Origin of the sequence: Acinetobacter towneri (assembly GCF_001758345.1) — a bacterium.
Classification (GTDB): domain Bacteria; phylum Pseudomonadota; class Gammaproteobacteria; order Pseudomonadales; family Moraxellaceae; genus Acinetobacter; species Acinetobacter towneri_A.
Genome location: NZ_MKQS01000005.1, coordinates 291958 through 304957, shown reverse-complemented (window position 1 = coordinate 304957; position 13000 = coordinate 291958). Strand labels below are relative to the sequence as shown.

Genomic DNA, 13000 nt, shown 5'->3' with positions numbered 1-13000 from the left:
GTAATAGAAAGATTAATGAAGTTCAGATTGTGAAGAAGAATTCCTCAGAGAATCAGGGAATGATGAATAGAATATCAACTGAGTAGAGAAAAAATTGAATAGCTTAATTGCTGAATATCATTGTTTTTTTGATAATAGATCTTAACTAAAATAATTTTTGACCGTATTGGTTTAAATATCCCGCATAAAAAAACAGCCAAAAGATGGCTGTTTTTGATTAATCATGAAGAAACAGATGGTTATCTATTTTAATCACGATCTGTAAGCATAGGTTGTACATCCATATCTTGATAGGCAATAAGCTTGGTTTTGTGCTTCCATTTATAACCTAACCAAATGGCTAAAAATAAAAAAATCCCAATATAAGTTGATAATACCGCTAACCATTCACCATCAAGCACCGCTTGGTAGTTTTGACCTAAGACCACAATCGCGCATAGGATAAAGGCAAACCACGGGGCAAATGGAAAAAATTTGGCACGGTAGGCTAAATCATGCAGTTGGTAGCCTTGTGCCAAATAGCCTTTACGAAAACGATAATGTGATACAGCAATCCCGAGCCAAACGATAAAGCCACACATGCCTGACATATTCAGAAGCCAGTTAAATACTTGTTTTTCGCCAATAAATGTTGTTAAAAAACATAGTGCAGCGATTGCTGTTGTGGCATACAGTGCATTCATTGGGACGCCACGAGCATCTAAGCGGGCAAAAGCTTTTGGTGCACTGCCTTTACGTGCCATATCAAATAGCATACGGGTCGATGAATACATACCCGAGTTACCAGCAGAAAGAATCGCAGTTAAAATTACTGCATTCATGACACTTGCGGCAAAAGCAAAGCCTGCCTGTTCATACAGTAAAGTAAACGGAGAGAGTGCAATGTTATCGGTGGCGGCTGCTTGAAGTAAACGTGGGTCATCATAGGCGATTAAGGTACCAATAATGAAAATACACACGATATAAAACAATAAAATACGCCAGAAGATTTGTTTAATTGCAATCGGAATTGTTTTCTTCGGATTTTTAGATTCACCCGCTGCAACCCCCACCATTTCTGTACCCTGAAATGAGAATCCTGCAATCATTGCCACCCCAATTAAGGCAGATAATCCACCTACAAATGGCGCTTCTCCTTTGCTCCAATTGGCAAAAGTAGCAACATCTGGAGTCAGCATGATTTTGATAATCATGAATAGACCAATGATGATGAACACTATAATTGCAAGGACTTTGACCAGTGAGAAGAAAAACTCAGATTCACCAAAACCTTTGACGGTTAAGGCATTAATACCAAATACAACCGCTAGAAATAAGGCACTCCAATAGAAACCAGGAATATCGGGAAACCAGAATTTCATAATGAATTGTACAGCCACCAATTCAAATGCCACAGTAATGGCCCAGTTGTACCAGTAGTTCCAGCCGAGTGCAAAACCAAAACCACCTTCGACATATTTACTGCCATAGGTAAAGAAAGCCCCAGACGTTGGATTGTGGGTGGTAAGTTCCCCTAAACTGGTCATCAAGAAATAAATCATCACACCAATGAGGGCATACGCAAGTAAGGCGCCTCCAGGACCTGCGTTGGCAATAGTTGCCCCTGAGGCAAGGAATAAACCTGTACCAATTGAGCCACCAATGGCGATCATGTTTAAATGACGCGCACCGAGCTTACGCTGTAACTGTCGATTGTTTTGAGTTTCGCTCATCATGCGTCCTTCGTATTTTTTTGAGTACTGGCAAACAGTACTTTAAAGCCTTGTTGATCTGCCTTGATTGTGCATTGACCGAAACTTTGTTCAATTAAGAGTGGATAATTTAAAAAGCGATTAGCCACGATCCAAAGTTCACCACCCGACTTCAGGTGACGACGTGAAGTTTTACACAGATTTTCACTGGCATCGTAATGTGTTTGAATGCCTTGGTGGAACGGGGGATTACTCACGATGGCATGCAAAAATAACGGTGCATCCTCAATGCCTGTCACGGCTTTAATTTCAAGCTGTTGTGGGTTGAGTTGATTTTTTTCAAACGTCATTTGTGTTGAGGCTAAAGCAAATGCATCGACATCTAAAGCAAAAATGCGATTTTCTGGGTTGAGTTTGGCTAAATAAGCACTGATCACGCCCGCACCACAGCCAAAATCTGCAATTTTTCCAGCAGTCACCTGATTTAAATAAGGTAATAACACAGCTGTGCCAACATCTAAGTGTTTTTGGCTAAATACACCCGGCAATGCACAAATCTGTAAATCACCTTTAGGTGTAGCAACTGTATAGCTTTGCACCCAATCTGCTAAGGTCTTATTTTGAACCTTGCAGTCTAAAATTAGTTGCCAAAGTTGGCAGTGGCGTGCGCTATCTAGCTTGAGTGCCTTGCCATAAGGTTGTAATTGCTTTGCAGCCCGTTCAATTCCAGCTTTCTTTTCACCAACTAAAAATACGCTGCTGCCTTGTGGGAGTTGTGCGGCAATGGAGTGAATTAGGTAATTGAGTAATTCCTTGGATTTCGGTACAAAAATAACCGCCTGATCAAATTCACCTACAGGCAATTCTGCACCAAAATGCACTTGCGCTTGTTGATTTTGAAAGTATTGATAGTCGTTAAAATTCCATGTCCACACAGAGGCTTGGATTGAGTCACCCAATTCTGCGAGGAGTTGATCGGTTGGGGCATTGATCAGTAGAACACGACCAGACAAATAATCATATTGTCTGAGTAAAACTTCGCTTTGGGGGTTCATGGTTCTCTCTCCAATAGAAAAACACTGTCTAAGTTCAGCTCAGACAGTGTTTTTTGGACATGCAATTACTTTTTACTTTCAGGAAGCACAATATTTAAAATGAGTGCTGCAATACCGCCTGTGGCAACGCCTGAACTGAAAATATTACGGAATAATTCAGGTAAGTGTTCTAGAATTTGTGGCACTTGTGCAACACCTAAGCCTAAGCCCAAGGAAATTGCGATAATCAGCAAGGCACGTCGATCTAAAACGACACCTGAAAGAATATTAATCCCCGAAGCGGCAACGGCACCAAACATCACCATCMCAGCACCACCTAATACGGCTTGAGGCACAGCCTGAATCACACCTGCGACCGCAGGGAGCAGGCCTAAAATGATGAGGAGGGCKGCAATCCAGATGCCAACATAACGGCTAGCAACACCTGTGAGTTGAATCACGCCATTGTTTTGGGCAAATACTGAACTTGGAAAGGTGTTGAAAATTCCTGCCAAGAAAGAGTTTGCGCCATTCACCAATACACCGCCTTTAATACGTTGCATCCACTGTGGGCCATCGACAGGTTGATTGGAAAGTTTAGAGGTCGCGGTAATATCACCAATGGCTTCTAATGATGTCACTAAATAAATAAATGCTAAGGGAATGAACAAGCTCCAAGAGAAATCTAGTCCAAAATGCATTGGTGTTGGGACCTGTACCAGAGGCGCATCTTTCAGACCTGAAAAGTCAAGATGACCCATCATGCCTGCCATTGCATAACCAATCACCAAGGCAATTAAAATGGCAGAGCTTTTAATCCATGTGATATTGATACGGTTTAAAATAATGATAATGGCCAAGACTGTGCACGACATAATCAGGTTGTCAGTATTGGCAAAGGTATTATTGCTCATGGCTTGATAGCCACCGCCCATACTAATTAAACCTTCTTTAATTAAGGTCAAACCAATCAGGAGTACAACAATACCTGTCACGAGCGGAGTGATCAGCTTTTTTACCCAAGGTAAAATTTGTGAAACGCCCATTTCAATAAATGAGCCTGCAATGACCACACCAAAAATTGCCGCCATGACTGATTCAACAGGTGTGCCTGCAGCAACCATGGCAGAGCCGATACCAATAATTGGGCCAATAAAGTTAAAGCTGGTGCCTTGTACAATGAGTAAACCTGCACCAAAAGGGCCGACTTTTTTACATTGTAAAAAGGTTGCAATACCTGAAATGACCAAAGACATTGACAAGATCATGTTGGTATCTTGTTTGGAAACGCCTAAAGCCAAGCAAATTAAGAGGCCTGGTGTGACAATCGGAACAATAATTGCCAGTAAATGCTGAAAAGCGGCTAAAAAAGCGATAAGTGGTTTTGGACGCTCATTCAGACCATAGACCAGATCAAGTGGGGCTTTTGGGGAGGGAGATTGGTTAAAATCAGACATAAGTCGTAAAGATATTGCAAAAGTGGCGCTATTCTAATCGAGTTACACAGCTTTACAAAATCAAAAGCGTGTTTCTCATCAAAAAAAATTGTGTGTGTCAATAAAGTGTCACTATAAAACTTTAGTATTTTTCTGTATAATTTGCCCTCAAATTTATAGCGTATTGAATTTACATGTCAGATATTAAAACTCTCCGCAACATCGCAATTATTGCGCACGTTGACCACGGAAAAACAACTCTTGTGGATAAACTTTTACAACAATCGGGCGCACTCGGTGAGCGAGCGGGCGAGATTGAGCGTGTCATGGATTCAGGCGCTATTGAAAGTGAACGTGGCATTACCATTCTTGCAAAAAACACTGCAATCAAATGGTTAGATAAACGTACAGATACTGAATACCGCATTAACATTGTGGACACCCCAGGACACGCCGACTTCGGTGGTGAAGTTGAACGTGTCATGTCGATGGTGGATTGCGTACTTCTTTTAGTTGATTCACAAGAAGGCCCAATGCCGCAAACACGTTTCGTAACGCAAAAAGCGTTCGCACGTGGTTTAAAGCCAATCGTGATCATCAACAAAGTAGACAAGCCAAACGCGCGCCCAGACTGGGTTATTGATCAAGTATTTGACTTGTTTGATAACTTGGGTGCAACTGATGAGCAATTAGACTTTCCAATCGTATATGCATCAGGCTTACGTGGTGTTGCGGGTCCTGCACCAGATGAATTAGCGGAAGATATGACACCGTTGTTCCAAACCATTGTCGATATCGTTGAGCCACCAGCAGTTGATGTTGATGGTCCATTCCAAATGCAAGTGTCTTCACTCGACTATAACAGCTTCGTGGGTGTGATTGGTGTGGGTCGTATTCAACGTGGTTCTGTGAAGCTGAATACACCAGTAACCGTGATTGACCAAGAAGGTAAAACACGTAACGGTCGTATCTTAAAAATCATGGGTTACCACGGTTTAGAGCGTGTTGATGTTGAATCTGCTTCTGCAGGTGACATCGTGTGTGTAACAGGTATGGACGAACTCCATATTTCTGACACGATTTGTGATCCGAAAAATGTAGAAGCTTTACCGCCGCTTTCTGTAGACGAACCAACCGTATCGATGACATTCCAAGTCAACAACTCACCTTTTGCGGGTAAAGAAGGTAAGTTCGTGACTTCACGTAACATTCGTGAACGTCTAGACCGCGAATTAATTCACAACGTTGCACTTCGTGTAGAAGATACTGACAGTCCAGACCGTTTCAAAGTATCTGGTCGTGGTGAGCTTCACCTTTCTGTATTGATTGAAAACATGCGCCGTGAAGGCTTCGAAATGGGTGTATCTCGTCCGCAAGTCATCTTGAAAGAGATTGATGGCGAAATGCAAGAACCATACGAAAACGTGACTTTTGACGTAGAAGAACAGCACCAAGGCGCTGTGATGGAACAAATGGGTAACCGTAAAGGTGAGATGACCAATATGGAAGTAGACGGTAAAGGCCGTATCCGTATTGAAGCCACTGTGCCTTCACGTGGTTTAATTGGTTTCCGTTCTGAATTCATGACCATGACTTCTGGTACGGGTATCATGACGTCAAGCTTCTCACACTATGGCCCAATGAAAGCAGGTCAAGTTGCGAAACGTCAAAACGGTGTGTTGATCTCTATGGTTCAAGGTACGTGCTTGGGTTATGCATTGTTCAGCTTGCAAGACCGTGGTCGTCTATTTGCTAAACCTCAGTTAGAAGTTTACGAAGGTATGATCATTGGTATTAACTCTCGTTCAGACGACATGGTGGTTAACCCAACTAAAGCGAAACAGTTAACTAACGTACGTGCTTCTGGTACTGATGATGCGTTGACACTGGTACCTGCAATTGAATTCACGCTTGAACAAGCGCTTGAATTTATTGAAGATGATGAATTAGTTGAAGTAACACCTAAGTCAATCCGTATCCGTAAGCGTTACTTGACTGAAAACGAACGTAAACGTAACCGTTCTGGTAAATAAGTTTTAAAAATGATGTTGTCCTCATGCGGGGCAGCAAAATTTAAAAATGCCATCAATTTATTGATGGCATTTTTGTTTAAAATTAGCAAACTAATATATAAAAGCAGATGATTTCCGAGTAAATTACGTGGAAATGAAGCTATAAAATTAATGTATACTTCGTCACATAAATTAAAGTCAAAAAAAACTGGAGATTTAAATGAGTATTATTCAAGAGTTCCGCGAATTTGCGGTAAAAGGCAACATGATCGACTTGGCTGTCGGTGTGATTATTGGTGGGGCATTTGGTAAAATTGTTGACTCATTAGTGAAAGATATCATCATGCCATTGATTACTGTGATCACTGGCGGTGGTGTGGATTTCACACAAAAGTTCTTTGTTTTGGGCGATAATCCAAACAATTTACAGTCTTTAGATGAGTTAACCAAAGCAGGTGTAAATGTCCTGACCTATGGTAACTTCCTTACGATTTTAATTAACTTCATTATTTTGGCATGGGTGGTATTCTTAATGGTGAAAATGATTAATCGTATGCGCCGTAAACAAGAAGAAGCAGCGCCAGAACCAGCAGCAACGCCAGAAGATATCGCGTTGCTACGTGAAATTCGTGATGAATTGAAAAAACGTCAATAATTTTTAATACGCAATCAAAACAAACGGCGCTTTATGCGCCGTTTGTTTGCACCCTATTCTCTAGGATGGAGAGGCGCTGAAGGCATAAAAATTACATCCGAAACTTTACTTCTACCAAATGAAAACCAAACTGACTTTTTACAGGGCCGTGTAGTACGCGTTCTGCTGCGGTAAACACTAATTTATCAATCACGGGTACCAATTGTCCTTTTTTGACCTCACCCAATTCCCCACCTTTTTTTCCTGAAGGGCAGGTCGAAAATTGTTTGGCAATTTTGGCAAAATCAGCACCTGATTGAATCCGCTTTTTCAGTTGTTCACAGGTTTCTTTATCTTTCACTAAGATATGACGCACAATAGCGGTTCTCATACTTTTTTACCTCGTTTGCTTGTTGCAGCTTTAGTCGAAGTGAGTACTTTTTTCAAAGGCTGACATTCAGGACAATATACCGAGGCACGTTGGCCCAGTTTTAAATTTTCTAGTGTGGTTTCACAGTTCACACACATTTCACCTGCACGTCCATACGCCAACAAGGTTTGCTGAAAATAGCCATTTTCGCCCATCGCATTACTGTAATCACGCAAGGTCGAACCGCCTAAATCAATCGCTTGTTTTAAAATGCGTTTGATTTCGAGCACCAGTTTTTCAATCTGTTTCAAACTGAGTGATGATGCAGGTTGTGCAGGGTGAATACCTAAATTAAACAGACTTTCCGTGGCATAAATATTGCCCACACCCACCACGACATGGTTATCCATAATTGCAACTTTGATGCCAACATTTTTGTTTTTGAGCTTCTGTGCAAGATAGTCGGGGTTAAAGGCATCACTCAACGGCTCAGGGCCAAGTGGATCTATCAGTTTGAGTTGAGAGCTTTCATTTAGCCATAAAATACAGCCAAAGCGACGTGGGTCATGGTAGCGCAATTGTATATCTTCAAACTGAATAATCAGATGGTCGTGTTTGCGTAAATCTTCCTGCGCATCGCAAAGACGAAAACTGCCCGACATGCCTAAATGCCACAACATGCTGTCCTGTTCAAATTGCGCCAGAATGTATTTGGATCTGCGGGTCAATTGCAGTAATTTTTGTCCTGTGAGTTTATGTAGGTTTTCTGGAATGGGCCAGCGTAAATTGGCTTGACGCACTTCTACCTTCAGGACTTTTTGATCAAGTAGCGGCAATAGACTAGTTTTGGTAGTTTCAACTTCTGGTAATTCTGGCATGGTACAAATTCAATCCGCTTGTAGAAATTAAGCAGGCAAGGACATACAGTAATGCGCGTAATATTGGGCATTATCCATAGAATGCAAGCCATAGAATACAAGCCATGGTGTGCTGTCGCAAAATTATTCTGTGTAAAACAAAAGCAGGCTTTGCAAAAACCATACAACACGTTATAAATAAATCATTTTTAAACATCTATTATAGAAAAAACCATCTAAAACAGATGGCGGATTCTGAGTGATTACTTCTTTATTTAATGATTCGCTTTTGGTGAATAGCACAGTATGAGGGCTTGCAGCGTGACATTACTTTTTCAGCCGATTCAATTTGGATCACTGCAACTTGCCAACAAAATTGTTATCGCCCCGATGTGTCAATATTCTGCCAATGAACAAGGTGAATTGAGCTATTGGCATGAGCAGCAATGGGCCAATTATGCCTTGTCGGGCGCAGGGATGTGTATTGTAGAAGCCACGGCAGTGCAGGCAGAAGGACGTATTAGTTATGCAGATTTAGGCTTATGGAATGACATGCAGCGTGCGCAGATGAAAGCACTATTGCATAAAGTTAAAAGTTTATCGCCTATGCCATTTGCTGTGCAGTTGGCACATGCGGGTCGTAAAGCTTCAACTGATAAACCGTGGCAGGACAAAGGACAGTTTGCTCCGAATGAAGAACATGGCTGGCAGACGGTATCGGCCAGTGGGTTGCCATTTCAATCGCACGAACATCCACCACATGCTTTAACGCAAGATGAAATTCAACAGGTCATTGCAGACTTTGCCAGTGCCGCAGTACGAGCGGTGGATGCAGGTTTTGATTTAATCGAAATTCATGCCGCACATGGCTATTTATTGCATCAATTTATGTCGCCATTGTCTAATCACCGCCAAGATGAATATGGCGGAAGTTTGGAAAATCGGATTCGCCTTACATTGGAAGTATTTCAGGCGATTCAAAATGCTGTACCCCAAGGTTATCCAATTGGCGTGCGAATTTCTGCAACAGACTGGATGGATGATGCAGAAGGCTGGAATGTGGAATCTTCTGTGGGTTTGGCAAAGGCACTAGAGCATTTAGGTGCGGCTTATATTCACGTGTCTAGCGGCGGTTTGCATGTCGATCAAAAAATTGATGTGCATGCGGGTTATCAAACGCCATTTGCTCATGCAATTAAGCAAGCTGTAAAAATTCCTGTAATTGCGGTGGGTTTGATTACTGAACCGATGCAGGCAGAAGGTATTTTGCAATATCAACAGGCCGATGCAATTGCGATAGCACGTGCCATTTTATATGACCCACGTTGGCCATGGCATGCTGCGGCAGAATTGGGCGAAAAAATTGAAATTGCCCCGCAATATTTACGATGTCAGCCGCATGGGTTCCGTAGTTTATTTGCGCCCTTTAAACCCGCAGATATGAATGTATAATCCTGATATTTTCCTTTTAAACTAAGTGAAACTTACACTATTTTTCCGTGCTTTATCGGGAGCTTCGGTGTAAGCTAAATCAGTAAAAACCATGTCGATTATGGGCAACACTGAAAAAGGATGTCAGGGTGTTACTGAGTATTTTATTTCCCATTTGTGCTGTGGTGCTGTTGGGATATATTGCCGTAAAAAGCCAGTTTATAGATGCAAACGCAATTCAGGTTCTAGGGCAGTTTGTTATGAAAGTCGCCTTGCCTGCATTTTTATTGCAGGCCTTGGCCAGTAAGAGCTTGGCAGAAATTTGGAGTCCTGCTTACTTTTTAGGCTATGGCGGCGGCTCTATTCTGCTGTTTATGGGTGCTTTTTTATTGTATCGGCATTATTTTAATTCAAGTTTGACTCATGCTAGTGTTATGGCGATGGGTGCATCAATGTCAAATACAGGATTTATTGGCACTGCTATTTTAACTTTGTTGATTGGCAGTCAATCTGCAATTTATTTGTCTTTAACTTTAATTGTCGAAAATTTAATTATTGTGGCATTGATGCTAATTTTGGCAGAACGTGGACTGCAATCTTCAGCGAAATCAGGTGGGCAAGTGTATGCCGAAACTGTGCAGCGCTTACTGAAAAATCCAGTCATTTTATCTATTTTATTGGGCATGTTGTGTGTGTTCATCAACTTTAAACTGCCACAATCTATCTCAAAAATTCTAGAAATGTTGGGAAAAACTGCTTCACCTTTGGCTTTATTTGTTATTGGGGGAAGTTTGGTCGGTATGCAAATCAAGTCGGTCAATTTGCAAAGTATTGTTTTGGTCGTATTCAAAGTATTGCTGATGCCACTCACGATCTTTGGGATTTTATGGGCATTAGATGTGAACCGTGAAATGTTGTTTGTCGGGACTTTACTGGCAGCTTTACCCATGCCAATTGCTTTTGGTATTTTCGGGCAGCACTACGGTTTGGATGAAAAAGCATTAGTCCCCTTGGTGTTGAGTACAATATTGGGTTTTGTGATGATGGCAATTTTATTGACACAATCTGGTAAATATTTATAACTTTGGTTTGAAGTGCTCAAATCACAAAAAGTCTGTATTACGCTGATACAGACTTTTTGTGTCTTAATTAAGAGAAGACTTTCTTAACTTTTCTTTGCTGTCGCTTTGCTGGAAGCTTTGGATTGATCTGCCATCATTTTTTCAACCACAGCTAATGATTCTTGGGCTTGGGGTACATTTTCCTGTGCCAGTGAGGCAAAAATCTTTTTCGCTTCAGGCAAGTTTTGCGGTACGATATTACCATTCACAAACATATTGCCTACTGCCATTAGGGCAGGAATATAGCCCTTTTGCGCCAAGTTTTGAATGCTTTGCAACCCTTGCTTAATTGGTGCTTCATCTTTGTTTTTAAAGCCTGTGCTAATGTCGTACAAGGCTTTGGCATGTATGGCTTGATAATAATCTTTGGCAATTAAAGGTTGTAATAGTTTTAAACCTTTTTGGTCAGATGCTGTCGTATTTTCCGAGAAATATAAAACGGCTAAATCTACTGTGGCATCATTAAAACCCTGATTGGATGCGGTCTGTAAATATTGTTTGGCTTTGGCAGTATCCTGTTTTAAACCCAGTTCGCCAGTGAGATAGTTTCTACCCAAAACATAATTTGAAACAGGAGAGTTTTTTTTTGCTGCTTGTTCATAAAACTGAACGGCTTTCATTTCGTTTTTCGCTGTACCTTGCCCAGTTTGGTTAGAATAACCAAGTGCCTCCATAGCTTTTACATTGCCTATTTTGGCAAGTTTTTCTAATTCTTGATAAGCCTCTTGCATCTTATTGGCTTGTGTTAATTGTTCAATTTTGGCAAAAGCAGGATCGGTTGGAATGTTGCTATTTGCCATGCAGATGCTGCTAGATAGGGCGCTTGCGGTCGCAATGAGTAGTTTTTTCAACATTATATTTTCCTTGTTTTCTATGCATTCCGTTTATATGTTTTTTATAATAAGATTGATTTTTATAAGTAAAAAACAATGGAATAAATTATGAATAAAATGCTTTTAATGTCAATAATGATGCTTTTGATATCTGGCTGTCAGTCTGGCTATTTAATACAATATGATAGTGCACCTCAATCTGCAATGGTTATGTGTGGTTATGAGCAAAAGGGATATACACCTTTGAATCTATATTATCCAAAAGAAAGTACTAAAAAAGGCTATATTAATACAGTTCCTTGTAAAGCTGTTTGGGTAAGCGGAGTTGAGGCACAGTATCAGACAATAGTTGACACTGTTCAATTCCCTAAGGGAATTAGGCTATTTGTTAAAAATCAAAATGTTAGTGGTGAAGATATTCGGTTTGATTACCAGTTAAAACAATCAAAGGCTGCTGCAAGTCAAGAAGCTTTTGAAAATTTAAATAATACTATTCAGAATAATAGATCTAAAACTACTTATTGTAATCAAATAGGATTTCAAACTATATGTAATACATATTAGTTTTATCTCAGAATAAAGTAACCTATTAGTAGATTACTTTATTCTGAATGAAATTTTTATTGCGGACGTGCGACATCGCCATTTAAATGTTCAGGCAAAGCCAACACTTGTACAGATAATTCTTGCAAAGCACTTGGTTTAGCAACCACTAACGCTTTAAAACCATCTGCAGTGGCTATACTATTTACCACTTCTACATCATTATTCAATTTGGCGGCAGGTGCAGGGACTTCGCCTGAACCTTGAATTAAATGCAACCAGCGTTTCGGTTTGGCTTTAAACCATAAACGTGCCWCCACTTCCTGACCCAAATAACAGCCTTTGTCGTAATGCACGCCATCTCGTTGATGCAAACGCAATTCCTGTGGCTGAAACACTTCTGCTGTTGAGGCTTGAACCCACGCTTGACCTGCGTCAATGGCTTGTAGCTGCCATGCGTTTAAATCGGTGACTTCAGTTGAAAACTCGGTTTGATTGCCCTGAATGGTTGGGTAAACCGTACCGATGGTTTCAAGCTGTATTTTTGAAAATGCGCCAAACTTTTTAATGTGTTTGGCTAAATCTTCGGCTTGGTCGGCAGTGCTGATTATTTCAAAACTTTCAGACGAGTTTTTTTTAAGCCATAAACCAAACTGAACACGGCCTTTTAAACTGCAAATTGCAGTATAACACGTTGTATTTTCAGCTAAGGTTTCGACATTGACGGTCACCTGACCTTGCAGGAATTTTTGTGCATCAACACCGTTTAAACTTAAAGCACAGAAAGCTAAATCGCGCATGAATAACCTTTCATAATGAAATCTAAGACTAAAGAATGAGGTCAATTTTGCGCTATTTTTAGAAAAAATGCATTTTTCAGGCAAGAATTTTACTTGAAATGTAACCAATTATTGCAAAAACCATTGTTTTTATATTTAAGTGTATGAAATATATCAGATTTGGGAAATGGGTTTTTGGCGGCGTACAATGCTTTCGACCAGGGAAAATAATCATCCCATAAGATGTTGACAACAATAG

General features: G+C 40.6%; 12 protein-coding genes. 5 read left to right on the top strand and 7 right to left on the bottom strand.

What is annotated here, in order from left to right:
- Positions 1-248: 248 nt before the first annotated feature.
- The 3 genes from BJN41_RS04630 to BJN41_RS04620 form a co-directional block, all read right to left on the bottom strand.
- On the bottom strand, positions 249-1712 hold the full coding sequence (locus BJN41_RS04630) for an amino acid permease (protein ID WP_019837779.1): 1464 nt from the start codon (positions 1710-1712) through the stop codon (positions 249-251).
- Positions 1712-2746 (bottom strand): methyltransferase, encoded by a 1035-nt coding sequence (locus BJN41_RS04625; protein WP_070153747.1) that lies wholly within the window; start codon positions 2744-2746, stop codon positions 1712-1714. The genes BJN41_RS04630 and BJN41_RS04625 overlap by 1 nt, the downstream gene beginning before the upstream one ends.
- Before the next feature lie 65 nt (positions 2747-2811).
- Positions 2812-4182: a uracil-xanthine permease family protein gene (locus BJN41_RS04620; RefSeq protein ID WP_070153744.1), complete on the bottom strand. Its 1371-nt coding sequence runs from the start codon at positions 4180-4182 to the stop codon at positions 2812-2814.
- A gap of 173 nt (positions 4183-4355) precedes the next feature.
- On the opposite strand from BJN41_RS04620, the gene typA reads away from it, so the two are divergent.
- On the top strand, positions 4356-6194 hold the full coding sequence (gene typA, locus BJN41_RS04615; RefSeq protein WP_070153741.1) for a translational GTPase TypA: 1839 nt from the start codon (positions 4356-4358) through the stop codon (positions 6192-6194).
- Between the two features lie 199 nt (positions 6195-6393).
- Positions 6394-6828, top strand: coding sequence for a large conductance mechanosensitive channel protein MscL (gene mscL, locus BJN41_RS04610; protein ID WP_004972423.1), 435 nt, complete (start codon positions 6394-6396; stop codon positions 6826-6828).
- A 91-nt stretch (positions 6829-6919) separates the two neighbouring features.
- On the opposite strand, the gene BJN41_RS04605 is transcribed toward mscL, so the two are convergent.
- Both BJN41_RS04605 and mutM read right to left on the bottom strand, forming a co-directional pair.
- Entirely contained in the window at positions 6920-7198 is a 279-nt protein-coding gene (locus tag BJN41_RS04605) for a peptidylprolyl isomerase (protein ID WP_004972420.1), read from the bottom strand.
- A complete protein-coding gene (mutM, locus tag BJN41_RS04600; RefSeq protein WP_070153738.1) occupies positions 7195-8055 on the bottom strand; it encodes a bifunctional DNA-formamidopyrimidine glycosylase/DNA-(apurinic or apyrimidinic site) lyase in 861 nt (286 codons plus the stop codon). The genes BJN41_RS04605 and mutM overlap by 4 nt, the downstream gene beginning before the upstream one ends.
- A gap of 300 nt (positions 8056-8355) precedes the next feature.
- Between mutM and BJN41_RS04595 the strand changes: the two genes are divergently transcribed.
- Positions 8356-9486, top strand: coding sequence for an NADH:flavin oxidoreductase/NADH oxidase (locus BJN41_RS04595; protein WP_070153735.1), 1131 nt, complete (start codon positions 8356-8358; stop codon positions 9484-9486).
- Positions 9487-9614: 128 nt separating this feature from the next.
- A complete protein-coding gene (locus BJN41_RS04590) occupies positions 9615-10547 on the top strand; it encodes an AEC family transporter (RefSeq protein ID WP_070153732.1) in 933 nt (310 codons plus the stop codon).
- Between the two features lie 83 nt (positions 10548-10630).
- Here the strand turns inward: BJN41_RS04590 and BJN41_RS04585 are convergent, their stop codons facing one another.
- Positions 10631-11437 (bottom strand): tetratricopeptide repeat protein, encoded by an 807-nt coding sequence (locus tag BJN41_RS04585; protein ID WP_070153816.1) that lies wholly within the window; start codon positions 11435-11437, stop codon positions 10631-10633.
- A 90-nt stretch (positions 11438-11527) separates the two neighbouring features.
- Between BJN41_RS04585 and BJN41_RS04580 the strand changes: the two genes are divergently transcribed.
- Positions 11528-11983 carry a hypothetical protein gene (locus BJN41_RS04580; protein WP_070153729.1) on the top strand — a complete coding sequence of 152 codons (456 nt, stop codon included), beginning with the start codon at positions 11528-11530 and terminating at the stop codon, positions 11981-11983.
- Between the two features lie 56 nt (positions 11984-12039).
- Here BJN41_RS04580 and BJN41_RS04575 read toward each other — a convergent pair whose 3' ends face one another.
- Positions 12040-12762: a YgfZ/GcvT domain-containing protein gene (locus tag BJN41_RS04575; RefSeq protein WP_070153725.1), complete on the bottom strand. Its 723-nt coding sequence runs from the start codon at positions 12760-12762 to the stop codon at positions 12040-12042.
- Positions 12763-13000 lie beyond the last annotated feature (238 nt).